General features: G+C 74.3%; 21 protein-coding genes and 1 pseudogene. 14 read left to right on the top strand and 8 right to left on the bottom strand.

Going from position 1 to position 25,660, the window contains the following annotated elements:
• Positions 1-52 precede the first annotated feature (52 nt).
• Positions 53-2,650, bottom strand: a complete 2,598-nt coding sequence (locus ACQ614_RS28930; protein ID WP_431681759.1) for a DUF6493 family protein — start codon at positions 2,648-2,650, stop codon at positions 53-55.
• A complete protein-coding gene (locus tag ACQ614_RS28925; RefSeq protein ID WP_431681758.1) occupies positions 2,647-4,014 on the bottom strand; it encodes an SWIM zinc finger family protein in 1,368 nt (455 codons plus the stop codon). Before ACQ614_RS28925 ends, ACQ614_RS28930 begins: the two co-directional genes overlap by 4 nt.
• A 135-nt stretch (positions 4,015-4,149) precedes the next feature.
• On the opposite strand from ACQ614_RS28925, the gene ACQ614_RS28920 reads away from it, so the two are divergent.
• The 4 genes and pseudogenes from ACQ614_RS28920 to ACQ614_RS28905 all read left to right on the top strand — a co-directional run bounded on the left by ACQ614_RS28920 (position 4,150) and on the right by ACQ614_RS28905 (position 7,165).
• Positions 4,150-5,049, top strand: a complete 900-nt coding sequence (locus tag ACQ614_RS28920; protein ID WP_431684052.1) for an acyl-CoA thioesterase — start codon at positions 4,150-4,152, stop codon at positions 5,047-5,049.
• A 48-nt stretch (positions 5,050-5,097) separates the two neighbouring features.
• Positions 5,098-5,727 (top strand): TetR family transcriptional regulator, encoded by a 630-nt coding sequence (locus ACQ614_RS28915; protein ID WP_431681757.1) that lies wholly within the window; start codon positions 5,098-5,100, stop codon positions 5,725-5,727.
• Positions 5,728-5,971: 244 nt separating this feature from the next.
• A pseudogene (locus tag ACQ614_RS28910) lies at positions 5,972-6,775 on the top strand (Tat pathway signal sequence domain protein); the annotation flags it as partial.
• A complete protein-coding gene (locus ACQ614_RS28905) occupies positions 6,755-7,165 on the top strand; it encodes a carbohydrate-binding protein (RefSeq protein ID WP_431684051.1) in 411 nt (136 codons plus the stop codon). The pseudogene ACQ614_RS28910 and the gene ACQ614_RS28905, both read left to right, overlap by 21 nt.
• Positions 7,166-7,179: 14 nt before the next feature.
• On the opposite strand, the gene ACQ614_RS28900 is transcribed toward ACQ614_RS28905, so the two are convergent.
• Complete coding sequence (locus ACQ614_RS28900; RefSeq protein WP_431681755.1) at positions 7,180-8,298, bottom strand: sulfite oxidase; 1,119 nt, start codon at positions 8,296-8,298, stop codon at positions 7,180-7,182.
• Positions 8,299-8,437: 139 nt separating this feature from the next.
• Here ACQ614_RS28900 and ACQ614_RS28895 point away from each other — a divergent pair, with 139 nt between their 5' ends.
• Together ACQ614_RS28895 and ACQ614_RS28890 are read left to right on the top strand one after the other, a co-directional pair.
• Positions 8,438-8,620 (top strand): hypothetical protein, encoded by a 183-nt coding sequence (locus ACQ614_RS28895; protein WP_363488974.1) that lies wholly within the window; start codon positions 8,438-8,440, stop codon positions 8,618-8,620.
• 80 nt (positions 8,621-8,700) lie between these two features.
• Positions 8,701-8,907 (top strand): cold-shock protein, encoded by a 207-nt coding sequence (locus tag ACQ614_RS28890; protein ID WP_431681754.1) that lies wholly within the window; start codon positions 8,701-8,703, stop codon positions 8,905-8,907.
• Positions 8,908-8,944: 37 nt separating this feature from the next.
• On the opposite strand, the gene ACQ614_RS28885 is transcribed toward ACQ614_RS28890, so the two are convergent.
• Complete coding sequence (locus ACQ614_RS28885; protein WP_431681752.1) at positions 8,945-10,345, bottom strand: DUF2398 family protein; 1,401 nt, start codon at positions 10,343-10,345, stop codon at positions 8,945-8,947.
• A gap of 128 nt (positions 10,346-10,473) precedes the next feature.
• On the opposite strand from ACQ614_RS28885, the gene ACQ614_RS28880 reads away from it, so the two are divergent.
• A complete protein-coding gene (locus ACQ614_RS28880) occupies positions 10,474-11,334 on the top strand; it encodes a sterol desaturase family protein (RefSeq protein WP_431681751.1) in 861 nt (286 codons plus the stop codon).
• The gene (locus ACQ614_RS28875; RefSeq protein ID WP_431681750.1) at positions 11,331-12,059 is read left to right on the top strand and encodes a lysoplasmalogenase; all 729 of its coding nucleotides are present in this window, start codon (positions 11,331-11,333) and stop codon (positions 12,057-12,059) included. The genes ACQ614_RS28880 and ACQ614_RS28875 overlap by 4 nt, the downstream gene beginning before the upstream one ends.
• Positions 12,060-12,090: 31 nt before the next feature.
• Here ACQ614_RS28875 and ACQ614_RS28870 read toward each other — a convergent pair whose 3' ends face one another.
• Positions 12,091-12,354, bottom strand: a complete 264-nt coding sequence (locus ACQ614_RS28870) for a hypothetical protein (RefSeq protein WP_431681749.1) — start codon at positions 12,352-12,354, stop codon at positions 12,091-12,093.
• Between the two features lie 65 nt (positions 12,355-12,419).
• Positions 12,420-14,216 (bottom strand): gamma-glutamyltransferase, encoded by a 1,797-nt coding sequence (gene ggt, locus ACQ614_RS28865; protein WP_431681748.1) that lies wholly within the window; start codon positions 14,214-14,216, stop codon positions 12,420-12,422.
• Positions 14,217-14,218: 2 nt separating this feature from the next.
• Between ggt and ACQ614_RS28860 the strand changes: the two genes are divergently transcribed.
• Positions 14,219-15,463, top strand: a complete 1,245-nt coding sequence (locus tag ACQ614_RS28860) for a CocE/NonD family hydrolase (RefSeq protein ID WP_431681747.1) — start codon at positions 14,219-14,221, stop codon at positions 15,461-15,463.
• 55 nt (positions 15,464-15,518) lie between these two features.
• Here ACQ614_RS28860 and ACQ614_RS28855 read toward each other — a convergent pair whose 3' ends face one another.
• Entirely contained in the window at positions 15,519-16,619 is a 1,101-nt protein-coding gene (locus tag ACQ614_RS28855) for an ROK family glucokinase (RefSeq protein ID WP_431681746.1), read from the bottom strand.
• A 345-nt stretch (positions 16,620-16,964) separates the two neighbouring features.
• Between ACQ614_RS28855 and ACQ614_RS28850 the strand changes: the two genes are divergently transcribed.
• Positions 16,965-18,089, top strand: a complete 1,125-nt coding sequence (locus ACQ614_RS28850; protein ID WP_431681744.1) for an alpha/beta hydrolase — start codon at positions 16,965-16,967, stop codon at positions 18,087-18,089.
• A gap of 94 nt (positions 18,090-18,183) precedes the next feature.
• Here ACQ614_RS28850 and ACQ614_RS28845 read toward each other — a convergent pair whose 3' ends face one another.
• Entirely contained in the window at positions 18,184-19,770 is a 1,587-nt protein-coding gene (locus tag ACQ614_RS28845) for a PucR family transcriptional regulator (RefSeq protein WP_431681742.1), read from the bottom strand.
• A gap of 413 nt (positions 19,771-20,183) precedes the next feature.
• On the opposite strand from ACQ614_RS28845, the gene ACQ614_RS28840 reads away from it, so the two are divergent.
• The 4 genes from ACQ614_RS28840 to ACQ614_RS28825 all read left to right on the top strand — a co-directional run bounded on the left by ACQ614_RS28840 (position 20,184) and on the right by ACQ614_RS28825 (position 25,657).
• Positions 20,184-21,071 (top strand): FAD binding domain-containing protein, encoded by an 888-nt coding sequence (locus ACQ614_RS28840; RefSeq protein WP_431681741.1) that lies wholly within the window; start codon positions 20,184-20,186, stop codon positions 21,069-21,071.
• On the top strand, positions 21,068-21,553 hold the full coding sequence (locus tag ACQ614_RS28835) for a (2Fe-2S)-binding protein (protein ID WP_363488950.1): 486 nt from the start codon (positions 21,068-21,070) through the stop codon (positions 21,551-21,553). The genes ACQ614_RS28840 and ACQ614_RS28835 overlap by 4 nt, the downstream gene beginning before the upstream one ends.
• Entirely contained in the window at positions 21,550-23,913 is a 2,364-nt protein-coding gene (pucD, locus tag ACQ614_RS28830; RefSeq protein ID WP_431681740.1) for a xanthine dehydrogenase subunit D, read from the top strand. Before ACQ614_RS28835 ends, pucD begins: the two co-directional genes overlap by 4 nt.
• 265 nt (positions 23,914-24,178) lie before the next feature.
• Positions 24,179-25,657, top strand: a complete 1,479-nt coding sequence (locus tag ACQ614_RS28825) for an NCS2 family permease (RefSeq protein ID WP_431681739.1) — start codon at positions 24,179-24,181, stop codon at positions 25,655-25,657.
• Positions 25,658-25,660 lie beyond the last annotated feature (3 nt).

The raw sequence follows: 25,660 nt of genomic DNA, 5'->3' as shown, positions 1-25,660 counted from the left end.
GAAGAACGGTCAGTCAAGAACAATCATTCTCAAACTCGCCCCACCCCTCCGGTCAGCCCGCCAGCACGTCGCGGAGGGCCGCGGCCTCGCGCACCGCGCGGGAGCCGCCGCCACGCGCGGCGAGTGCGGTGACCTCGGCGATCGGGCCTCGGGCGGCCGTCCGCCGGGCGCAGTCCGCGGCGACCGCCAGCAGGTCGCCGGTGCCGCGGCCCGGTTCCCCCGCCAGCAGGACGGGCAGCGCCGCGGCCAGCACCGCCCAGACGGTGCCGAAGGCGCCGGTGTCGGCGGCCGAACGCAACGCCTCGGCGAGGCGGTTGGGCTTCACCGCACCCAGCACCACCAGTTCGGCCGCCTCCCGGCCGAGCAGGGCGCCGTCCAGGTCGCCCCGGGCCGCGAGCACCAGCAGGGCGTCGACGGCCGCGGTGCGGTCCTCCGAGTGCCGGGCGCCCAGACCGTAGGCGACCGCGAGGTGCACCGCGGGGCCGGCCGGGCCGCCCGCCTCGGCCAGCACGGGGAGCAGTTGCGCGCCGCCGCGCTCGTCGGCGTCGGCGCAGGCGGCGAAGCGCTCCAGCATCCGGGCGGCCGTCTCCTCCCGGTGGTGGGGCAGGATCGCGGCCCACTGCTCGGAGGCCGGCGGGTTCCACCAGACGTAACCCCGCGCCAGCTGGCGGTCCGTCGAGTCGACCAGCCGGTCGGCGTCGGCGGGCAGCCCGGTGGTGCCCGCGCCCGGCTGGTGGACCAGGCGGCGGGTGGTGGAGCGCCGGCGGCCGTTCGGCGCACGCCCGCTGGACGGCGGCAGCACGGTGGACCGCTGGTGCGGCAGGCCGCCGCCGCGCAGCCAGGCGGTGAGCCGGTGGCCGGCCGGGGTGTCGATCTCCGCGGCCGCGGCGAGCACCGCCGGGTCGGCGGTGGGCGTGACCCGCAGCAGGGCCTGGCCGAGGTCGACCGGGCCGGGGTCGACGCCGGCCGCCGCGTACCCGGCGATCCGCTCGACCAGGACGGCGGCGTCGATCACGCCGGTGGAGAGGGTCGGGGCGGCCAGCAGGTACGGCACCGGGCGGACGGCCAGCTGCCGCACGGCCTCCTCCAGCCGGGCGGCGAGCTGGACGTCGAAGCCGGTGGACCAGGCGTACCGGAAGTACCCCTGGCGGCCGCTGGAGATCTCGTCGGCCTGACCGGCGGCCATCCGGCCGGTGGCGGCCTCGGCGACCAGGCGGAGGCTGTGCCCGCCGTGCACCCGGAGCACCGGCTCCAGGGCCTCGGCCAGCGCCGGGCGGTCCGCCCGGGCGTGCCGGACGAGCCCGTCCAGCGCGCGCTCCCAGGGGACGAGCCCGCTGTCGCCGGCGAGCACCGCGCCGAGCTCCTCGGCGAGTTCGGCGGGGGTGGCGATCGGCGGCGGCACCGGCCGGGGCTGCGGCACCGGCGGCAGCAGCTCGGCGTACTCCTCGGCCCGCACCTCGGTGCCGAACAGCTCGGCGGCGCGGGCGTGGTGGGCCGGGTCCAGCTGCTCGGCGGCGTCGCGCAGCTCCGGAAGGACGGCGGGGCCGGCCTTCCGCAGGTGCTTGGCGACCACCTTGAGCGCCTGCTCCTGCAGGGTGCGGTCGGGGTGGCCGAAGGCGCCGGCGGCGGCGAGCACGACCGGCCCGGCCCGGTCGGGGGCGGTGCGGGCGGCCCGGTCGAGCCAGCCGAGCTGGGCGCGGACGAGCTTCTTCTCCGGGCGGAACAGCACGGTCAGGCAGGCCTCGCCGAGCAGTTCGGCATCGACCCGGCCGGCGGCGTCCAGCGCGGCCAGCACCTGCTGGGCCAGGGCCGCGGTGGTGGAGGGGCCGTCCAGCATGCCGAGCAGGGTGCGGGCGTGCCCGGCGTACTCGTCCTCGGTGGGCGCCAGGGCGCCGAGGATGCTCAGGTGGACGCGGTTGTCGTTCGGCCGGCCGCCGCCGCGCAGCAGCCGGGCGAGGCAGCGGTCGATCAGGTCGGCCCGGTCCAGGACGCCCTCGGCGGCCAGCCGGGCCAGCACGCCCGGCCAGCGCTCGGAGTCGTCGCGGGCGGACCAGGGGCCCTCCAGCTCGGACGCGAGGTCGGGCACCTCGAAGACCCGCGGGGCGAGCACCGGGGTGAACGGGTCCGCGGCCAGCCGGGCGAACAGGTTGCGGCCGGGCGGCAGGGTGCCGAAGGCGGCGTGCCGGGGCTCCGGGCGGGAGCGCTCGCGCACCCACTGGGTGGTGAAGGAGTCGGTGGTCGGCACCGGGCAGCCGGTGGAGCGGACCAGGTACTCCAGCAGCGGGAAGTGCTCCGACCAGCCCCAGCCCGGTGCCCGCCGCTCGGCCAGCCGTTCGGTGACGACCTGCCGCCACTCCAGCGGCTGGCGGTCGATCACCTCGACCAGCAGCGGGTTGCGCCAGCCGGCGCGGTCCTCGAAGGCCCGGCTGCCGATCCACTCGGCGGCCGCGGTGGGTGCGGTCAGGCAGCCGGCGCCGGCCACCAGCAGGGCCGTCCACCGGTCGGGCGAACTGGACCAGCTGTCCCGCATCTCCTTGCGGCGCTCGCGCAGCGCGGGCACCTCGGCCCGGCGCTGCTCGGGGGTCAGTTCGGCGAGGGCGGCCGCGACACCGGCGGTGTCGCCCTTGCGGACGAGGTCGGCGAGGCTCATCGGACGCCCTCCGCCTGCTCCGCGCGGACCAGGCCGACCGCGAGCACGTGCTTGCACGGTCCGCGCCCGCCGCGGTACTTGGCCCACCACAGGCAGGTGCAGCCGAGCTGCCCGTCCGCGCCGGTACGCACCCGCTGCACGTGGTCGTCCACGGTGACGACGGCCGTGGCGCCCTCCAGCCGGACGGCGCCGGCGGCGGCCATGGCCCGGGCGGCCCGCAGCCGCGGGTTGTGCACCTCGGCGCGCCCGGCCTCGTACGGCAGCCGGCGGTGGAAGTAGGCGGCGTCCGCGAAGTCGTAGCCGATCTGGCCGGCGGTGCCGAGCCGGGTGAGTGCGGCGCGCACCCGCGCGACGGGCAGGCCGGACTGCTCGGCGAGCTCGGCCGGGTCGATCCGCGGCTCCCAGGCGAGCAGGGTGGCGATCAGCTCGGCGTCCTCGGCGGAGCCCTCGGCGGCCAGCGCGGTGAGCACCCCGCCCTCCCCGGAGAAGCCGCGCGAGGCGTCCGGGGACAGCGTCAGGGTGAGCCGCATCCCGGGCAGCACGACCTCCCAGGCGGAGGCGGCGGGGCCGTCCGCACGGGCCGGTCCGTACACCCGCAGGGCCAGGGCGTGCCGCAGCACCCGCTGCAGGGCGACCAGCCGCTCGGGGCCGGGCAGGCAGACCGCACCGGGCACCGGGCGGCTGGTGGGGCGCAGCGCGCGGCCGGCCGGGACGACCCAGCCGACAGTGGAGCCGCGGCCGCCGGAGCGGGGCAGCGAGCGCAGGAAGCGGACGGCCTCGGCGGCGGGCAGCTCGGCGCGCAGGTCGAAGCCGGCGGCGAGCACCTGGGTCTCGGCGAAGCCCCGCAGCCAGCGGTCCGGCAGCGGCACCTTCTTCTCCACCACGGGCCCGTCGAGGGTGGTGACCTCCAGGGCGTCCGGGCCGACGGCCATGTGCAGCGGCTCGCCGGTGCCGATCCGGCTCAGGCCCTCGCGGAGCGGGTTGTTCACGTCGACGTTGGTGGTGCCGTACCCGACGTCGTCGCCGTCGAGGCCGTCGGCGAGGACGTCGAGGCGGGCGTGCACGCCGCAGCAGCCGGAGAAGGACTCGAAGCGCAGCCGGTCGCCGCCGGCGGTGACCACCGGGTCGAGGGAGGCGCGCAGCAGGGGCTGGTAGTAGCGGGCGGCGGCGACGTCGGCCACCGCGAGCAGGGCGGCCGCGGCGGCGCCCGGGGAGGTCAGGAAGCCGCTGAAGAAGCGCGGGTTGGCGGCGGTCCCGAGCGGGCCGGCGCCGCCGGAGGTCTCCAGGGCGAGGCTGCGCCCGGCGGTGCTCTCCTGCACGGCCGAGGAGCGCAGGTAGGCGTACGTCTGCACGGCTTGGGTCATGGCGAGGACGCTAGGGGCGGGCACTGACAGGGCGTCCGATCTGGAACGTGTTCTTGTTCCCGGCAGCACCACGGGTAACCCAGGTCACACCCTCCCCCGGGGGCGATCTGCCACTATGGAGCGGTGACAGACGCCATGGAGCAGGGGATGCCGGCCGACGACTCCGTGCCCCCGTTCGTCGATCTGCTGTGCATCGAGGAGCTGGACGAGAACCTGTTCCGCGGCCGGTGCCATGCCGGTGCGCCGATGCGCGCGTTCGGCGGGCAGGTCGCCGCGCAGGCGCTCACCGCCGCCGGCCGGACGATCGGGGCGGACCGCGCCGTGCACTCGCTGCACGGGTACTTCCTGCGGCCGGGCGATCCGCAGCGGCCGATCGTCTACCAGGTCGACCGGGTCCGCGACGGCTCCTCTTACGCGACCCGGCGGGTGACGGCGGTTCAGCGCGGCGAGGCGATCTTCACCATGTCGGCCTCGTTCAAGCGCCCGGAGGAGTCCGGGGAGCGCCAGCGGACGATGCCGCCGGTGCCGGGCCCCGAGGAGCTGCCGGACCCGTTCGTGGCCTGGGAGCAGGCGAACCCGGAGGACTTCGCCAAGTCGACCGGCTTCCGCGCGCTGGAAATGCGCTTCCTGCCCGCCGACGCACCCGGGATGCCGCCGGAACTGCCGGGCGTCCCGCAGCAGTTCGTATGGCTGCGAACCGGAACGCCGCTGCCCGAGGACGACCCGCTGCTGCAGGTCTGCGCCCTCACCTACCTCTCCGACCTGACGCTGGCGTCCACCACCGCCCTGCACCTGGAGCCGCACCGCTTCGGCCGCAAGGAGCCGCGGCGCACCCTGCTGGCCTCGCTGGACCACGCGATGTGGTTCCACCGGCCGTTCCGGGCCGACGAGTGGCTGCTGTTCGCGCAGCGCAGCCCGTCCGCCTCGGACGGCCGGGGGCTGGCGCTCGGCGAGTTCTACAACCGGGACGGCCAGCTGGTGGCCTCCGCGGTGCAGGAGACACTGCTGCGCGAGCGGCGCGCGACCCGTCCGTGACCGATCGCGTCATACCCGTACGACACCCCGGGCCGTATGATGGTGAAGGTGACCAAGGTTGACCTGTCACCACGTCCGGTGGAGGCGATGTCGCCCCGTCAGCTCGAACGGCGCAGGAACCTGATCGCGGCCGCCCTCTCCCTGGTGACCGAGATCGGTGTCGAGCGGCTGCAGATGCGCCAGGTGTCCGAGCGCTCCGGGGTCGCCCTCGGGACGACCTACCGCTACTTCTCGTCCAAGGACCACCTGCTGGCCGCGGCGATCGCCGAGTGGCACCGTTCGCTGCTGACCGATCTGGTGTCCGAGGGGCGCGGGCGCCGCGCCGGGCTGTCCGCCAGCGACCGCATGGTGCGCTTCGTCCGGCACGGCATGCGTGCCTACCAGCGGCAGCCCGAGCTGGCCCGGCTGAGGGTGTCGGTGGCGGCTTCCACGGACCCGTTCGCCAGCGAGGCGCTGCAGGCGATGGCCCGGGCCGACGGCGCCGCCCTGCTCGCCGTGATGGTGGAGGTGCCACCCTCGGCCGGCGACGTGGTGCGGCACATCGTCGGGCACGCCTGGCAGGGCGAACTGACGGCCTGGGTGACCGGCCGCACCACACTGGACGACGCTCGGCGCCGCCTGGAGGACGTGGTGCGCCTGGTGCTCACCCCGTACGAGGCGGCCGATCCGGCGGCCTGACGGCGGCTCTTGGGCCGACCGGCAGCAGGGAGCGCGGGTCGAGATGGGCCCCTCCTGCCCGACGGCGGGCAAGGAGGGAGAGAGCTGTCGGCACGCGACGCCGCGGGCCCTACTGCCGGTCGGCCTTAAATCGGGCGTAAGCCTTCCTGACGTTCCTTGACCGCGGCCCGGCAGGCGCCGACTCTGGACGGACTCCGACCCAGGAACACCCCTCGGCCTGCCCCCGACCACGAGGAGTCCTGTCATGAGCACGACCTCCCGCCGCCTGCTGCTCGGTGCCGCCCTCGGCGGCGCAGCCTCCGCCGGACTCCAGATGGTCGCCCGCGGCGACACCGCCGCCGCCCCGGCCGTCGCCGCCTGGCAGCTGCGCTGGTCCCCGTCCGCGGCCCACGACGGCCTGCGCGCCTTCGAGACCGTCGAGGACGACCGGGCCGGCTCGCACCCCTCCGCCCGGCCGCACATCACCACCGACGGCGACGCCTACCGCTGGACCATGCACACCGTCGACCGGGACTCCGACACCGACCGGCAGCGCCACGAGGTGACCGGCATGCGCACCCCCGCCGGCAGTGCCCACCTGCTGTGGAAGCCCGGCGAGACCTGGCGCACCACCTACTCCGTGTACATCCCGGCCTCGCTGCAGGCGACCACGAGCTTCACCCACATCATGCAGATGAAGCAGCCCGGCAACGGCACCTCGCCGATCGTCGTCCAGTCGCTGCGGCGGGTCGGCGGCACACAGACCGTCGAGCTCAGGCTCCCGGAGTCGGACGTCCTGGTCGGCCGCACCGCACTGGAGCCGCTGCACGACCGGTGGGTGGACGTCGACTTCCGGATCAGGATCGGCGACGGGAAGAAGGGCATGGTCCGCTGGATCCTCCGCAGCGGCGGCAGCACCGTGGTCGACGCCTCCCGCGAGGGCGTGGACACCTTCCTCGCCGACCGGGTCCGCCCCAAGTGGGGCATCTACCGCTCGCTCGGGGACACCTCCGGCTCGCTGCGCGACTGCCACCTGCTGATCCGGAACATGCGCGGCTACCAGCTGGTCTCCGGCGCGTCCGGGGTCTTCCGGGCCGAGGAGGCGCGGCTGCACCGCGGCCGCACCGACACCGAGCACCCGGGATACAGCGGCGCGGCCTACGCCGTCCTCGAGGAGGGCGCCGGCGGACAGGCCGAATGGGAGGTCGAGGCGGCCGCCCCGGCGAGCGCCACCCTCGCCCTGCGGTACGCCAACGGCGGCACCGCCGACCGCCCGATGGACATCGCGGTGAACGGCACGCGGGTGGTGGCCGCGCGGTCCTTCCGGCCCACCGGCGGCTGGGGCAGCTGGGCCACCGTCTCCGTGCCGATCACCCTGAGGACCGGCGCCAACACCGTCCGGGTCACCGCCGCCACCGCCGCCGGCGGCCCCCACCTGGACCGGATCGCGATCTCCTGACCCGGCCGATCGCCTCAGACCACCGTCACCGGATGCACCACCACCGCGCCGAAGAGGTAGCCCTCCCGGTTGAACTCCGCCTCCGCCGGCTGGACGGCACCCCGCCCGTCGGTGGCGCGGGCCCGCAGCCCGTACCGGCCGGGCGCCGGGGGATGCCAGTCCAGGCACCACCGCGTCCAGCCGTGGCCGGCCGGCGGGTCGAGCAGTTCGGCCGGGCGCCAGACGAGGCCGCCGTCGGTGCTCACCTCGACCTCCCGGACGGGGCCCGTGCCCGACCAGGAGCGGCCGCACAGCCGGTGGCTGCGGCCCGCCGCCAGCACCGCGCCGCGGGCCAGCTCGAAGGCGCTCTTGACGACCTGTCCGGTGAGCGCCGGCCCGCCGCCCTCCGGCTGGGCCGGGCCGAACAGCCGGTAGTACTCGGTGTTCCACGGCGAGCCCAGCGGCCGGTCGGCGACCTCGACGTCCCCCAGCCACTTGATCGAGGCGACCCCCACCCAGCCCGGCACCACCAGCCGGGCCGGCGCACCGTGGTCCGGCGGCAGCGGCTCCCCGTTCATCTCGTACGCCACCAGCACGTCGGCGTCCAAGGCCTTGGCGATGGGCAGCGGTCGGCGGACGTGCCCCAGGTTCCGGCCGCCCACCGTGTACTCCGGGTCGAGGCCGCTCGGCAGCACGTCCACGGCGTCCGGGCCGAGGCCCGCGGCCCGCAGCAGGTCCGCGAGCGGGACGCCGCGCCAGGACGCCATGCCGACACCGCCGAGCCCCCACGGGGTGCCCGGGGCCGGCGTGCCCTGCTGCTCGGCCCAGAAGCGGCGGCCGTTCCCGGCGCACTCGAGGACGGCGTCCACGGTGCGGGCGGGCAGGGCACGCAGGTCGGCCGCCGAGAACTCGGCACCGCCGCCGCGCAGCGCACTGCCGTGCACCCGCAGCCGCCAGGTGCGCGGGTCGATCAGCGGGGTGGCGGTGTGGTTGCGGACGAAGAACCGCTCGTTCGGGGTGTACAGCCCGGTGTCGGCCAGGGTGTCCCAGCGCATCTCGGCACTGCCGCCGTGCGGCACGAACCACTCCCGCGGCAGCGGTTTGACGATGCCACCGCCGTACGGGGACGGACTCCCGGATGACACGACTCCCACGGTAGTACGGCCGACCGGGTGACGGCACGCCGTCCGGGCACCGGCACTGACCTGCGACGACGGACTCGACGCCGGGCGCCCGCCCGGACTTCATCCGCTCGTGGCCGTCCTTTCACACCGACCTGGAAGGCTCCTCGACATGCTCGCACCATCCACCACTCCCGTACCGCAGCCGCGCTTCCTGCTCCCCCGGCGCCACCGCCGCCGGCTGGCCTGCGCCGCCGTCGCCGCCTCGCTGGCCCTCGGGGTCCTCGGCGTGGCCGCCACCGCGGAGACCGTCCGGCACCAGCAGCGCGCCGAGGCCGCGCAGGCGGCCCGCTGAGCCGACCGAGTGGTGCCGGGACCTCCGGCGGCCGATACTGCCGTCATCGGCACAAGCCCCTGGAGCGAAGGGGTGGTCCCATGGCCACCGGCACTGTCAGGACGTACTTCCGCGGCCACGGCTACGGCTACATCACGCCCGACGACGGCGGCCCCGAGCTGACCGTCTACTACGACTCGATCGTCGACGCACCCGACCATGTCCTGGCCGACGGGCAGCGGGTGGAGTACGACGCCACCGTCCAGGAGTTCCGCGAGGTCGCCGAACGCGTCCGCGCCGTCGGATGACGGAGGACCGCTCAAGGGCGATGCCCCTCCCCGCGTGCTACGGGCGGGAGTGGCGGCCGGTGCCCGGGGTGGGATGCAGTTCGAGCTGCGGGGCGTAGCGGGCGGCAGGGGCGCGGAGCACCCAGTTGCGGCCGGCCGGGGCGATCAGCTGCATGCGGTGGAGCAGGTCGAGGACGTCGCGGCGCAGCGCCGTGCGGTCCGCGAGGTAGTCGCACTCGGGCCGGTCCGGCAGCCCGTAGTCGTCGGTGATGTCGCCGAGGGCGCCGTCTATCAGTGCGTCCGGGACGAGGACGGCGGGCGGGGCGGCCTCCTCGGGCAGCGGCCGGAGCTCCTCCACCAGGCGCTCGGCGAGCAGCAGGGCGGTCGGGGCGATCGGGCCGCCGCCGGCGTCGGCGAGGTCGGAGAGTTCGTCGGCCGGGTCGAGCAGCGCCATGCCCTCGCTGCGGATCTCCGCCTCCAGCCCGAGGAAGTCGGCGAAGAGTTCGGCCTCGGCGGGCAGCCGGTCGAGCAGCCAGGTGCGTTCGGGGGCGGCGAGTTCGTCGACGAGGACGACCGGGTTCTCGGCGAGCAGCCGGCGGACGGCCGGCGCGGGGCCCGCGGCCGGACCGGCGGCGGCCGGCGCGGGTTCGGCGAGCAGGGTGCGGGCGAGGTCGCGGTCGAGGGCGAGGCCGCCGTCCGGGTCGCTGGTGACGACCTGCCACTCCGTCAGCAGCCGCAGCACCTCGGGACGTTCCAGCTCCGGTATCCGGCCGTCGGCGGCTGCGCCGAGGGCGAGCACCAGGGCGGCGTACCCGTCGGGGCGGAAGCCGGGCAGGGTGCGGCCGGCCAGCGGCGCCTTGTGCAGGCGGGCGTGGGCGGGGCCGACGGTGAGCGGGTAGCCGAGGAGTTCGCCGAACCGTTCCGCCAGCCAGTCGGCGTGACGGTGGATCAGCGGGAAGCCGGCGCCGTGCGGGCCGTGCGCGGTGACCAGGGGGTGGGCGAGCAGCAGTCGGGCCGCGGTGCGGCGCTCGCCGACGACCGCGGCCTGGCCGGTGCTGCGGCTGCGCTCGGGCCGGCGGTGGCGTCCCGGGGCGGCCTGCGGCGGGACGCGGCCGCCCGCGCCGTCCTGCCGGGCCCGGCGCAGCCCCCGGGTGCGGCCGGCGGCGGGGGCGCGGTGCACGGTGGGCCCGTGCCACCAGCTGGCGGGGGCGCTCGGCGCGCCGTGCGGCTCGGCGGGGCGGCCGCCGAGGTGCCGGGCGGGGTAGAGGCCGAAGACGGCGGTGAACAGCTCGTGCGCGGCCGCCTCGTCCGCGTCGGCGAAGCGCCTGGCCAGCAGCTCGGCCCGCGGGTACGCGCCGGTGCGCGCGTGGGCCGTGAGCTGCCCCGCCCCGCCCAAGCGCCCGTCCGCCGCGCCGCCGGCCGCCTCCCGGGCGCCGGCCGCGTACTCGTGCTGCTCCATGTCGCGTCCCAGCCTAGACGGTGGCCGGGCGGGGAGGGGAAGCCTCCGCCGGTCGGCCGGGCACCGACTGCTACGGACGGGTAACCTCACCTCTTCCGCACACGTGCGGCGTCCCCTATCGTCCTCGCATGCCGAACCTGCCCGATGTCGTGCGGTGGTCGATCCCCGCCTTCGTGCTGCTCACCGCCCTGGAGGTGCTCTCGTACCGGTTCCACCCGGACGAGGACGAACAGGGCTACTCCGCGAAGGACACCGCGACGAGCCTGTCGATGGGCCTCGGCAGCCTGCTGTTCGACGCCGCGTGGAAGATCCCGGTCGTGGCCGTCTACTCGGCGCTGTACGAGCTGACGCCGCTGCGGGTGCCGCTGCTGTGGTGGACGGTGCCGCTGATGCTGCTGGCGCAGGACTTCTGCTACTACTGGTCGCACCGCGGCCATCACGTGGTCCGCATCCTGTGGGCCTGCCACGTGGTGCACCACTCCAGCCGCCGCTACAACCTCTCCACCGCGCTGCGGCAGCCGTGGACGGGCGCCACCTCCTGGGTGTTCTACCTGCCGATGGTGGCGCTGGGCGTGCACCCGGCGGCGCTGGCCTTCTGCTCGTCCGTCAACCTGGTCTACCAGTTCTGGATCCACACCGAGCGGATCGACCGGCTGCCGCGGCCGGTCGAGTTCCTGTTCAACACGCCGTCCCACCACCGGGTGCACCACGCATCGCAGGGCGGTTACCTGGACCGGAACTTCGGTGGCATCCTGATCGTCTTCGACCGGCTGTTCGGCTCGTTCACACCGGAGACCGTCCGGCCGGTCTACGGTCTGACCAAGAACCTGGAGAGCCACAACCCGCTGCGGGTGGCCACCCACGAGTACGCGGCGATCGCCCGCGACGTGGCGGCCGCGCACAGCTGGGGCGACCGGCTCCGCCACCTCACCAAGGGGCCGGGCTGGCAGCCCGCCCGCACCGAAAGCCCGGAGGGCACCCCCGCATGACCGTCACCGCACGACTGCGCGCCGCGCGCGGCCTCGTCACCGCCTTCGCCGCCACCTCGGCGGCCCACCTGGGGGCGATCGCCACCGGGGCGACCGGGCTGCAGCACGCCACCAAGCCGGCGCTGATGCCGCTGCTGGCCGCGCACAGCCTGGCCTCCGCGGAGCGCGCTCCGAAGCTGCTGGCGCCGGCCCTGCTGGCGAGCACCGCGGGCGACGTGCTGCTGCAGGTCGGCGGGGACACCGCCTTCCTGGCCGGGATGGGCTCCTTCGCGGCCGCGCACGTCGCCTACGTGACCATGTTCGCCGGGCAGGGGGCGTTCTCGGACCGGCGGCGCACCCTGCTGGTGGCGGCGGCCTATGCGACGGCCTGGGCGGTGATGATCACCCAGCTGTGGCCGGACCTCGGCTCGTTGCAGATCCCGGTGGCGGCGTACAGCCTGCTGCTGGCCTCGACCGCGGTCTCCTCGGCGGGTCTGGGGCTCGCGACCGGCATCGGCGGCGGACTGTTCCTGCTGTCGGACAGCCTCATCGCGGCCCGGCTGGCCGGCTGGAAGCTGCTGCCCGGCCACAACGTGCTGGTGATGGCGACCTACGTCGCGGCGCAGTACCTGCTGGCGCGGGGTGCGCTGCGGGCGGAGGAGGCCCGGACCGCACCGGCTTCCGGGTCCTCGCAGCCCGAGCGCGGGGACGGGGCGGCCGGGGCACGACTCGGCGCCCCGGCCTGATCGGGCGGGGCGCCGGGCGGGCCGAGCCGCATCAGGACTGCGGTGCGCGGCGCCGCAGCAGCCAGAAGCCGCCGAGTCCGGCCGCGACCAGCGCACCGCCGGTGGCCAGCTCACGGGCGCCGGTGCCGGTCACGGAGCCGCCGGCGCCGGTGGCGATGCTGCCGTGCGGCTCGGGGGCGGTGCTCGCGTGCTGGCTGGGCTTGGTCAGCGGTGCCAGCACCCCGACGCTGCCGCTGAACGTGTCGCCGTTGGGGCACTTGCCGTCGATGCCCCAGGACGCGGGCTTCTCGGTCACCTGCTCGGTGAAGGTCAGCTCGGTCGCCGAGAGCAGCGCGATGGAGCCCGCGCCGCGGCGGACGGTCAGCGGGCGGGCCGCACCACGGCCGCCGAGCCGCCGCCGCGGCGCGCCGGTTCGGCGGCCGCCCGCCAGCGGCCGTCGGGCAACCGCTCCACGCCGGTGGCGGCGCCGATCTCCGGGGAGGGGGCGAACACCTGGCCGAGCGCCTCCAGGCCGGGCCGCTCGGGCAGCGCCAGGAAGCCGGACTCGGCCGCGGTGGTCGCGGCGTTGCGCTGGCTGGCCCGCGGTGCGGCGATCGCCTGCTCCAGGGTCAGCCCGCGGTCGAGCCGGCCGAGCAGCACCTGGAGCACGGTGGTGATGATGGTCGCCCCGCCGGGCGAGCCGGCGGCCAGCAGCGGCCGGCCGTCGCGCAGCACGATCGTCGGGGACATCGAGGAGCGCGGCCGCTTGCCGGGCCCCGGCAGGTTGGGGTCGGGCACGCCCGGGACGACCGGGGTGAAGGAGAAGTCGGTCAGCTCGTTGTTGAGCAGGAAGCCGCGGCCGGGCACGGTGATCCCGCTGCCGCCGGTCTGCTCGATGGTCAGGGTGTAGGAGACGACGCTGCCCCAGCGGTCGGCGACCGTGAGGTGGGTGGTGCTGGGGCCCTCGTACGCCTCGGTGACGGCGGGGCCGCTGCTGCCGCAGGCGGCCGGGTGGTAGGGGTCGCCGGGGGCGAGCGGGCTGGTCAGGGCGCGGGCCGGGTCGAGCAGGCAGGCGCGGGCGGCGGCGAAGGCGGGCGAGAGCAGCCGGTCGGTGGGGACGGGCTGCGCGGCGGGGTCGCCGACCCAGCGGTTGCGGTCGGCGAAGGAGATCCGGGAGGCCTCCAGGAAGCGGTGGTAGTACTGGGTGGCGTCCAGGCGGCCCATGTCGGAGTGGGAGAGGATGCCGAGCGCCTCGCCGACGGTGGTGCCGCCGCTGGACGAGGGGGCGATCGAGTAGACCTCGTTGCCGCGGTAGGACACCCGGGTGGGCTTCTGCTCCAGCACCCGGTAGGCGGCGAGGTCGGCGCGGTCGACCTTGCCGGGGCGGGCGGTTCGGCCGGAGGCCGGGTCGACCGGCGGGTGCTGCAGGGTGTTCACGATGTCGGCGCCGATCGGCCCGCGGTAGAGCGCGGCGGTGCCGTCCCGGCCGAGCTGCCGGTAGGTGGCGGCGAGGTCGGGGTTGCGGAGCTTCGAGCCGACCTCGGGCAGTGCGCCGCCGGGCAGGAACAGCTCCCGGGTGGCCGGGAAGTCCTGGAAGCGGGCCTGGTTGGCGGCGGTCTGGTCGCGGAAGGTCTGGTCGACGCTGAAACCGTGGTCGGCGATCCGCTCGGCCGGGCGCAGCACCTCGGCGAGCGGACGGGTGCCCCACAGCCGCAGTGCCTTCTCCCAGGTGGCGGCGGTGCCGGGGACACCCACGGACAGGCCGCTGGTGACGGCGTCGGCGAACGGCAGCGGCTTGCCCTCGGCGTCGAGGAAGAGGCCGGTGTCCGCCGTGCGGGAGGCGGTCTCGCGGCCGTCGAGGGTGGAGACCCTGCCGGTGCGGGCGTCGTAGTGGACGAAGTAGCCGCCGCCGCCGATGCCGGCCGAGTACGGCTCGGTGACGCCGAGGGCGGCGGCGGTGGCGACGGCCGCGTCGACGGCGTTGCCGCCGCGGCGGAGCACCTCGATGCCGGCCGCGGTGGCGTCCGCGTCGACGCTGGCGACGGCGCCGCCCCAGCCGGCGGCTTCCGGGGTCTTCGGTAAGGCCTCCGCGGGCGCCGCCCCGGCGGGCGCGACGGCGCCCAGGACGAGGGTGGTGGCGAGTGCGATCGGCGGAACAAGTCGGGCCAGCGTCCTCATACGTGCGCCTCCTGAGGCAGCATCAGACCTCCGTTCCCGCCGACCCGGAGCGGATCGGCATGGCCGGCATCTCCTACGGCGCCGGCATCAGCCTGCTCGGCGCCGCCTTCGACCCCCGGATCAGCACGGTCGCCGCACTCAGCGGCTGGGCCGACCTCGCCGACTCGCTCTTCAGCGACGAGACCCAGCACCTGCAGTCCGCCGGACTGCTCGCCGTCGCCGGCTACCTGACGGGCCGTCCGGGCGACGAACTGAAGACGGCCCTCACCCGCTACTTCGGCAGCGACTGGGAGAACGAACCGGCCATCCGCGCCTGGGCGGCGAAACGCTCCGCCGCCACCTACGTGGACCGGCTCAACGCCAACGGCACCGCCGTGATGCTCGCCAACGCCTGGGGCGACTCGATCTTCCCGCCCAACCAGCTCACCGACTTCTACGAGCGGCTGAGCGGCCCCAAGCGGCTCGAACTGCGGCCCGGCGACCACGCCACCGCCGAGGCCACCGGCCTGGCCGGCCTGCCCAACGACGTGTGGACCGACACCCGGGCCTGGCTGGACCACCACCTCAAGGGTGTCGACAACGGCATCGACCGGCGCCCGCCCGTGCACATCAGACCCCAACTCCAGGACGGCTACGAGGACTACCCCAGCTGGCAGGCCGTCACCGGCTCCACCCGGACACTGCACCTCGGCGGCCGCGACTGGCTGGGCACCGGCTCGCTCTCCGGCGGCACCGCCCGCACCGGCTGGACCACGCCGATCTCCACCGCCCTGGACTCCGGCGCCGACGGCGGGGTGGTCTTCCTGACCAACCTGGCCGAACAGTTCCTCAAGATCCCGCCCACCGTCCCGGTGCCGCTGCTCCCCCGGCCGGTCGCCGCCGTCTGGGAGTCCGAGGCGTACGGCTCCGCGCAGCGGGTCCGCGGGTCCGTGCGGCTGCACCTCGGGGTGACGCCGTCGGCGGATCGGGGCAGCCTGGTCGCCTACCTCTACGACGTGGACGCACTCGGCACGGGCCGGCTCGTCGCCCACGCCCCGTACACCTTCCTCGGCCGCACCCCCGGGCAGCGGTTCACCGCCGACGTCCGGATGCAGGCCACCGCCTACGACGTCCCGGCCGGCCACCGCCTCGCCCTGGTCGTGGACGGCGTCGACCCGCTCTACATCACCCACAACCCGGCCCTCGCCACCCTCACCTTCGGATCGACGACGGAGGACCCGTCCTGGCTCTCGGTGCCGCTGAAGTAGAAAACCCAGCGCACTGGGCAGCCCACGGGGGCGCGTGGGGGCACCTCCCGAGTGCCTAGGAGAACCTCTTCCGCCGCTTGACGGTGCGGAAGCGGCGGGCCACCTGGCGGGCCAGGTCGGCGGCGCCGACCAGGCCGGCCTCGTTGCCGAGGGCGGCGTGCACGATGCCGGCCTCGGGGCGGAAGCCGCGGCCGGTGAGGGTCCTCTTGAAGGCCTCCTGGGCGGGGCCGAGCAGCAGGTCGCCGGCCTCGGAGACGCCGCCGCCGACGACGAAGCGGCCCGGGTCCAGGGCGGCGGCCAGGTTGGCGATTCCCACCCCCAGCCAGTGGCCGACCTCGTAGAGGAGTTCCACCGCGACGGCGTCGCCCTCCCGGGCGGCCTCGGTGACCAGCGGTCCCGTGATGCCGTCGGCGGCGCCGCCGGCCCGGGCCAGCAGCGGCTGGACGACGGGCGACTCCTCGGCGACCAGCTCCCGTGCCTCGCGGACGAGGGCGTTGCCGGAGGAGTACTGCTCCCAGCAGCCGCGGTTGCCGCACGGGCAGCGGTGGCCCCCGGGCACCACCTGCATGTGGCCGAACTCCCCCGCCAGGCCGTACTTGCCGCGGTCGACGAAGCCGTCCCGGACGACCGCGCCGCCGATGCCGGTGCCGAGGGTGATCATCACCATGTGGTCCTCGCCGCGGCCGGCGCCGAACCGCCACTCGGCCCAGGCCGCGGCGTTGGCGTCGTTCTCCACCACCACCGGGAAGCGCAGCCGTTCGCTGAGCGCCTCCTGGAGCGGCTCGTTGCGCCAGTTGAGGTGCGGGGCGAACAGCACCTTGGAGCGGTCGGCGTCCACCCAGCCCGCGGCGCCGACGCCGACGGCGTGCACGTCGTGCTTGTCGGCGAGCTGCAGCACCAGGTCGACGATGACGTCCTCGACCACCTTGGGGCTCTTGCTCTTGTGCGGGGTCTCGGTGCGGACGCGCTCCAGCACCCGGCCCTCGCCGTCCACCACGCCCGCCACCACCTTGGTGCCGCCGATGTCCACGCCGACCGTGGGGAGCCGCAGCACGCCCGGTGGCAGGGCCCGCCGCCGGCGGTCGGCGCTGCGCGGCCCGAGGCCGAACAGGGTGGGCAGGACGGCCGGCCGCTGGGTACTGTGCGGGCTGGTCACGGGGGCGGGGGCTCCTTCGGGTCGGACGGCCGGTGCGCGGTCCGGCTCCCTGACATCCTCCTCCCTCCCCGCGGGCCCGCCGCGCCCGGCCTCGGCGGCCGCGACGACTCCGGGGAAATCCTCATCCGAATGACCGCAGGTGCTGCCCCGTTCGAGGGATTCGCACAGACGACTGGCAAACTGGGCTGCGCCGCGCGGGGGATTCACATGGAAACGTGATGTTCCTCTCAGGTTCTGTCCAGTTTGGGGCGGAACCGATTCGCGGTTTCCATCTGTCTGATCACATCGGAACGCGTACGGGCAAGCGGGACCCGTGCGGCCTGCGACCCGGATACGAGAACCTGAATGCAACTGACCGGAACCCCCTTCCTCGTCGTCACGATCGTGCTCGTGCCGATCTCCATCGCGGCGGCGCTGCTGCTCTGGGGCAGGGTCCGCGGCCCGCAACCGGTCCAGGTGCTGAGCAGACTGGTCATGATCCTGCTCTGCCAGGTCACGGCCGTGCTCATGGTGTTCGTCATGGTCAACAACGCCAACCTGATCTACGGCAGCTGGGACGACCTGCTCGGCACCGGCAACCACGTCCGCGCCGTCCCGCAGGTGCCGGCCGACGGCGGTCCCGGCGGCCCGGGCAACGACTCCAAGTCCGAGCCCAAGGTGACGCAGCAGTTCAAGGCCGTCGACGACCCGATGGTGCCGAAGGACGTCAAGCGCACCGATCTCAAGGGCCGGCTCTCCGGCGTCGACGGCGAGGTGCTGGTCTGGCTGCCCCCGCAGTACGACGAGCCCGCGTACAAGGACAAGACCTTCCCGGTCGTCGAGCTGATCCCGGGCTTCCCCGGCTCCTCCAGCACCTGGTACGGCACCCTGAAGGTGTCCGAGCAGCTCAAGCCGCTGATGAAGGAGGGCAAGGTCGCGCCCTTCATCCTGGTCTCCCCTCGCACCCTGCTGCTCGGCCGCAGCACCGACACCGGCTGCGCGGACGTGGCCGGCAAGGTGAACGCCGACACCTGGCTCTCGCGGGACGTGCCGAAGATGGTGCTCGACAACTTCCGCGCCGACTCCTCGCCCGACCGCTGGGCGGTGGCCGGCTACTCGGCCGGCGGCCACTGCGCCGCCAAGCTGGCCCTCTCGCACCCCGACCGCTACCGCGCCGGCGTCAGCCTCTCCGGCTACAACGACCCCGCGACCGAGAAGGACTCGCTGACCGCCAAGGACGCGCACCTGCGCGAGATCTCCAACCCGCTGAACATCCTCAAGCACGCCGCCCAGCCGCCGAAGACCTCACTGTTCGTCAGCGGCAACAAGGGCGACGGCTACGAGGGCGGGCTGGCCCTCCAGCAGGCGGCCAAGTCGCCGACCAGCGTCACCGTGGTGGAGACCACCGGCCCGCACGCGGTCGACGTGTGGAAGCCGCTGCTGCCGCAGGTGTTCACCTGGCTGACGGGCATCATCCCGGCCAAGCACTGACGCCGGGCCGACCGCGAACGGGCCGCCCCTCCCAGTGGAGGAGCGGCCCGTTCGGCGTTCCGGCCGGGCATCGCCGTCCCCGACCGACGGTGCGTCAGGCCAGCTCCAGGGCCAGGTAGAAGTCCACCCGGTCCTCCAGCCGGGACAGGTCACGGCCGGTCAGTTCCTCGATCCGGCCGATCCGGTACCGCAGGGTGTTCACATGGACGTGCAGCTGCGCGGCGCAGCGCGTCCAGGAGCCGTCGGAGCGCAGGAACGCCTCCAGGGTGCGCACCAGGTCGGCCTGGTGCTCCAGGTCGTAGGCGATGACCTTGTCGAGCAGCCGGCTGCGGAAGGCGCGGCGCACCTCGTCCGGCACGGCGGCGAGCAGCAGCACGTGCGAGGCGAGCTCCTCCGGCCCGGCGACGCAGACCCGGCCGACCCGGGCGGCGGCGATCCGGCGGGCGTGCCGGGCCTCCTCCAGGGCGCCGCGCAGGCCGTCGGCCTCGCTGGCGGGGGCGGAGACGCCGACGGTGATCCGGCCCTCGGAGCCGAGACCGGACTCCAGCGGGGCGAGCAGTTCGCGCAGCGCGTCCGCGGGCACCCCGGTGTCGGCGGGGGCGGGCAGCACCACGACGGCACCGCTGCCGGCGCTGGCCACCAGGGCGCGGTCGGTGGCGTCGGTGAGCGCCTCCTCCAGGACGGCACGGACGGTGCCCTCGGGCAGGCCGGTGCCCTCGGCGGAGAGGATCAGCCAGGAGTCGGCCGACTCGGTGCGGCCGCCCTCGTACTTGGCGGCCATCGTGGTGGAGGCCTGCAGCGCGCGGGAGATCTCCAGCGGGTCGGCGTCCCGCTGGAGCAGGACGAGCACCTCGTCGGCGATCCTGCGGCGCAGCCGGCGGCCCTCGTCGCGGCGGGTGCGTTCGGCGGCGACCAGCCGGGCGAGGTTCTCGGCGAGCTGCTGGCGCTTGGCCGTCCACTCGGTGACGTCGCCGGCGACGACGAGCAGCCAGTCGGCGAGCGGCACTTCGTCGGCCGGGTCGGCGGCGGCCGGCAGCAGCGAGTACGCGCCGGCGGCGAGGCGGGCGCGGTGCGGCGGGCGGCGGCGCTGGCGCTGGGCGGCGAGGTGGGCGCGGACCAGCTGGTCGCGGTCCTCGGCGGTGAGCCGGTCGCCGGGCCCGGCGACCACCCGGCCGGTGGGGGTGAGCACCCAGCAGTCGAGGTCGAGGTCGCCGCCGAGCAGGTCGAGGACGGCGTCGAGGCCGCCGCCGCCGGCGGCGGAGACCAGCAGCCGGTGGCGGTCGACCAGGGCGGCGAGGTCGGCGGCCCGGTCGGCGGAGACCTGCCGGCCGACGAACTCGGCGACCGTGCCGAAGGCGACGTCGTCGGGCACCACGAGCAGCGGCATCCGGTGCCGGCGGCAGGCCTCCACCAGGTCGTCGGGCACCGGGCCGACCTCGGCCTCGCCGGCGGCCAGCGCGACGGCGCCGCCGGTGGCGAGGGTGCGGACGAAGCGCTCGGAGTCGTCCGGGCCGGTGCGCCAGAGCATGCCGGTGAGCACCAGTTCGCCGCCGTGCAGGTACCGGCCCGGGTCCTGCAGGTCGGTGGTCATCACACCGCTGACCTGCCGGTCGAGCTCTTCCTCGGCGGTGAGCAGCCGCAGCCGCGGGGCGCCGGGGGCGAGCAGGTCGCGGACACGCATCCGCTGACTCCTTCGTGCTGGAGGGTGGGGGTCGGGCGGTTGTGGGGCCTCACAGTGTGCACCAGGTGCGAGGCCCTCGCCGGAACGTCCCGACCGGCCCGCCGATCACGGGCCCGTCGCCTCACCGTCACGGCCGGATTACGGTCGTAGGTGGCGGTAGGGAAACCGCTGGACCGGGCATTTGTCAGCCTTAGAGGAACGTACAGGATGCCGGGCAGGACCGGCGCGCGGGCTTCATGCCATCGGTGACTGCCAGTGGGCCCCGTCACAGCGGTTCACTGGCCACACGCCACCGGAACACCCCGGTGACCGGAGCTCAACGCCGAGGCAACGAAGCGGTAGCAAGGTCCGAACACCGAGTCCGGGGCACTGTGCCCACTGTCCGGTTGGCGACGACTTGAGGAGACACCCGCATGGAGTTCCTTCGGCCCGCTACGTGGGACGAGGCGCTCGCGGCGAAGGCTGAGTACCCGACCGCGCTGCCCATCTCCGGCGGCACGGACGTCATGGTCGAGATGAACTTCGACGTGCACCGGCCATCCGCGATTCTCGACCTGAACCGCATCGGCGACCTCGCCACCTGGTCGATCGACGGCGACGTCGTGAGGCTGGGCGCCGCGGTGCCCTACAGCCGGATCATCGACGAGCTGTCCGAGCCGCTGCCGGGCCTGGCGCTGGCGGCGCACACGGTCGGCTCGCCGCAGATCCGCAACCGGGGCTCCGTGGGCGGCAACCTGGGTGCGGCCTCGCCCGCCGGCGACTCGCACCCGGCGCTGCTGGCCGCCGGGCGGGACGTCTTCGTGGAGGCGGCCTCGGTGCGCGGCACCCGGCTGATCCCGATCGACGACTTCTACACGGGCGTCAAGCGCAACAGCCTGGAGGCGGACGAGCTGATCCGCGCCGTGCACATCCCGGTGGCGGACGGCCCGCAGCAGTTCTCGAAGATCGGCACCCGCAACGCGATGGTCATCGCGGTCTGCGCGTTCGGCTTCGCCCTCCACCCCAAGAACGGCACCGTCGGCACCGGCATCGGCTCGGCCGCCCCCACTCCGCGCCGCGCCGTGGAGGCGGAGGAGTACCTGCAGGGCGTGCTCGCCGAGCGCGGCCTGTGGGAGTCCGGCGACCTGCTGGGCTCCGAGGTGGTCCAGCGGTTCGGCGAGCTGGTGCGCGCCGCCGCCTCGCCGATCGACGACGTCCGCGGCACCGCGGACTACCGGAAGCACGCGCTGGCCGTGATGGCCCGCCGCACGCTGACCTGGACGTGGAACGACTACAGCAAGCAGATCAGGAGCGCGGCATGAGGGTCACTTTCACCGCCAACGGCAAGCCGGTCGAGGCCGACGACGTCTGGGAGGGCGAGAGCCTCCTGTACGTGCTGCGCGAGCGGGTCGGCCTGCCGGGTTCGAAGAACGCCTGCGAGCAGGGCGAGTGCGGCTCCTGCACGGTCTACCTGGACGGCGTCCCGGTCTGTTCGTGCCTGGTCGCGGCCGGCCAGGTGCAGGACCGCGAGGTGCGCACCGTCGAGGGCCTGACCGAGGAGGACGGCGAGCTGGGCCTCGTCCAGCAGGCCTTCGTCGACGCCGGCGCCGTGCAGTGCGGCTTCTGCACCCCCGGTCTGCTGGTGCAGACCGACGCGCTGCTGGCCCAGGACCCGCAGCCCAGCGACACCGACATCCGCGAGGCGCTGTCCGGCAACCTGTGCCGCTGCACCGGCTACGAGAAGATCATGGACGCGGTGCGGCTCGCCTCCGCCCGCACCTGCGCGAAGGCGGTCTCCGAATGAGCGGCACCCGCACCATCCAGGGCCAGAAGAACCTGCAGAACATCCACCAGGCGAGCAAGGACGGCATCGGCGGCTCCCCGCTGCGCCCGGACGGCACCCTGAAGGTCAAGGGCGAGTTCGCCTACTCCTCGGACATGTGGCACGAGGACATGCTGTGGGGCATGGCGCTGCGCTCGCCGCACCCGCGGGCCAACATCCTCTCGGTGGACATCTCCGAGGCGCTGAAGGTGCCCGGCGTCTACGCGGTGCTGACCCACGAGGACATCCCCGGCTCCAAGTACTACGGCCTGGAGATCCAGGACCAGCCGGCGCTGGCCATCGACAAGGTCCGCTACCACGGCGAGGCGATCGCACTGGTCGCCGCCGACCACCCGGAGACGGCCCGCCGCGCGGTGAAGAAGATCAAGGTCGAGTACGAGGTGCTCACCCCGATCACCACCGAGGAGCAGTGCCTCGACCCGGAGACGTACGGCTACGTGCACGAGCCGCACGAGTACAAGTCGCACGGCTCGGGCAACATCTGCCACAGCCAGAAGCTGGTCTCCGGCGGCGGCGTGACCGACGAGATCCGGGCGCTGGCCGATGTGATCGTCAAGGGCACGTACGAGGTCGGCATGCAGGACCAGGCCTTCCTCGGCCCGGAGTCCGGCCTCGCGGTGCCCGCCGAGGACGGCGGCGTCGACCTGTACATCGCCACCCAGTGGCTGCACGTGGACCGCCAGCAGATGGCGCCGGTGCTGGCCCTGCCGGAGGAGAAGGTCCGGCTCACGCTGGCCGGCGTCGGCGGCGCCTTCGGCGGCCGCGAGGACCTGTCGATGCAGATCCACGCCTGCCTGCTGGCCCTGCACACCGGCAAGCCCGTCAAGATCGTCTACTCCCGCGACGAGTCCTTCTTCGGCCACGTGCACCGCCACCCGGCGAAGATGACCTACGAGCACGGCGCCACCCGTGACGGCAAGCTGGTCTTCGCCGACTGCCGGATCGTGCTGGACGGCGGCGCGTACGCCTCCGCCTCCCCCGCGGTCGTCGGCAACGCGGCCTCGCTCGGCCACGGCCCGTACGTCATCCCGAACGTGCGGATGGAGGCGATCGCGCTCTACTCCAACAACCCGAGCTGCGGCGCGATGCGCGGCTTCGGTGCGGTGCAGGCCTGCTTCGGCTACGAGTCCCAGATGGACAAGCTGGCCGCCGAGCTCGGCATGGACCCGGTGGAGCTGCGCCAGATCAACGCCGTCACCCAGGGCGACTTCATGCCGACCGGCCAGGAGATCGACGCGCCGGCCCCGGTCGCCGAGCTGCTGCAGCGGGTCAAGGACATGCCGCTGCCGCCGCCGCTGGACCTGGAGAACCTGGACGTGCGCACCCTGCCGGGCGCCCTGTCCAACACCTCGCACGGCGAGGGCATCGTCCGCGGCATCGGCTACTCCGTCGGCATCAAGAACGTCGGCTTCTCCGAGGGCTTCGACGACTACTCCACCGCCCGGGTGCGCCTGGAGGTGATCGGCGGCGAGCCGGTCGCCATGGTGCACACCGCGATGGCGGAGGTCGGCCAGGGCGGCGTCACCGTGCACGCCCAGATCGCCCGCACCGAGCTCGGCGTCGAGCAGGTCACCATCCACCCGGCCAACACCGAGGTCGGCTCGGCCGGCTCCACCTCCGCCTCCCGCCAGACGTACATGACCGGCGGTGCGGTGAAGCTGGCCGCCGAGGCGGTCAAGCAGGCGCTGATCGACAAGGGCCGGCGCCGCTACGGCTGGGAGCACAAGGACATCACCCTGGTCGGCGGCAAGGTCGTCTCCGAGACCGGCGGCGTGCTGGTCTCCATGGTCGACCTGCTCGGCGACGAGGCGATCGACCTGACCCGCGAGCACCACCACCGGCCGACCGTGCCGTTCGACAAGGAGACCGGCCAGGGCTTCGGCCACGTCCAGTACACCTTCTGCGCCAACCGCGCGGTGGTCGACGTGGATGTGGAGCTGGGCCTGGTCAAGGTGGTCGAGCTGACCGCAGCCCAGGACGTCGGCAAGGCGCTCAACCCGCTCTCGGTGGTCGGCCAGATCCAGGGCGGCTGCACCCAGGCCCTCGGCCTCGCCGTCATGGAGGAGATCGTCGTCAAGGACGGCAAGGTCCGCAACGCCTCCTTCACCGACTACCTGATCCCCACGATCCTGGACACCCCGCCGATCCCGGTGGACATGCTGGAGCTCCCCGACCCGCACGCCCCGTACGGGCTGCGCGGCGTCGGCGAGGCCCCCACCGTGTCCGCCACCCCGTCGATCGTCGCGGCGATCCGCAATGCCACCGGCCTCGCCCTCAACCGGGTGCCGGTCCGGCCGGAGCACCTCACCGGGACGCTCTAGCCACACCGCGCAGGACCTCCCCGGGGCGGCGACACGTCTTCCCCGCCGCCCCGGGGGCGCACCACAACACCACACACCGGATGTGCTCCACCCCGCTGTCCCACCCACGCCGGGGACCGGCAGCGGCACGCACCACCCCATCCGGTACGCGGACCCGCCGCGTGCCGACCGTGAGTCGAACAGTCCCCCTTAGTGCCTACCTCCCACAGCCTGGCATTCAGGTCGGCTCGCCCACCCCAATCCCCTTTGAACCTTGGGAGTGGACATGACCCGGATCCCCACAGAGCCCGGTACCACTGAAGACAGACCTGCCACCGGCGACGCCCTCACGCCGCCGGCCGTCACCCCGAAGAACCCGCTGGACGCGTACTTCAAAATCTCGGCACGGGGCTCCACCCTCGCGACCGAGCTCCGGGGCGGCGTCACCACCTTCATGGCGATGGCCTACATCGTCCTGCTCAACCCGATCATCCTGAGCGGGGCCGACGTCAACGGCGTCAAGCTCGACCACTCCGCGCTGACCACCGCGACCGCGCTCGCCGCCGCGGTCACCACGATCCTGATGGGCGTGGTCGGCAACGTGCCGCTGGCCCTCGCCGCCGGACTCAGCGTCTCCGGCGCCATCTCCGCACTCGTCGTGCCGCACACCACCTGGCCGCAGGCCATGGGCCTGTGCGTGATCTACGGCCTGCTGATCGTCCTGCTGGTGGTCTCCGGCCTCCGCGAGAAGATCATGAACGGCATACCGCTGCCGCTCAAGCACGCCATCACCATCGGCATCGGCCTGTTCGTCGCCATCATCGGCCTCTACAAGGCCGGCTTCGTGCACACCGGCGGCCCCACCCCGCTCTCGCTCGGCCCCTTCGGCGAGCTGGCCGGCTGGCCCGTGCTGATCTTCTCGCTCACCCTGCTGACGATCTTCGTGCTGATGGCCCGCAACGTCCGCGGCGCCATCCTGATCGGCATCGCCGGCGGCACCGTCGTCGCCATGGTCGTCAACGCGGTCGCCGACCTGCCCGCCAAGACCTGGGCCAGCTCGGCCCCGGTGTGGCCCGGCAGCCCCGTCTCCGCCCCGGACTTCGGCCTGTTCGGCAACGTCGACCTGTTCGGCGCCTTCTCCGGCAAGGGCATGGGCGCGATCAGCGCCTCCGTCGCGGTCTTCACCCTGGTGCTGGCCGGCTTCTTCGACGCGATGGCCACCATCATCGGCGTCGGCACCGAGGCCGGCCTGGCCGACAAGAAGGGCCGGATGCCCGGCCTGTCCAAGGCGCTGTTCATCGACGGCGCCGGCGGCGCGGTCGGCGGCATCTCCGGCGCCTCCGGCCAGACCGTCTTCGTGGAGTCCGCCACCGGCGTCGGCGACGGCGCCCGCACCGGCCTCGCCTCCGCCGTGACCGGCCTGTTCTTCGCCGCGATGCTGTTCTTCTCGCCGATCGCCGGCATCGTCCCGGTCGAGGTCGCCGCCGCCGCCCTCGTCGTCATCGGCTCGATGATGATGAGCCAGGCCCGGCACATCGACTGGTCCGACCGCGAGGTCGCCATCCCGGCCTTCCTCACCTGCGTCCTGATGCCGTTCACCTACAGCATCACCGCCGGTGTCGCCGCCGGCGTCATCGCCTACACGGCCATCAAGGCCGGTACCGGCAAGTGGCGCGAGCCCGGCCCGCTGATGTGGATCCTCACCGCGGTCTTCGTCGTCTACTTCGCCCTCACGCCCGTCAAGGCGTGGCTCGGCGTGCACTGACCG

The sequence above is a fragment of the Kitasatospora dryopteridis genome, assembly GCF_050749075.1.
GTDB lineage: Bacteria > Actinomycetota > Actinomycetes > Streptomycetales > Streptomycetaceae > Kitasatospora.
The sequence above is the reverse complement of the archived record's forward strand: the minus strand, read 5'-3'. Positions and strand labels throughout refer to the sequence as shown.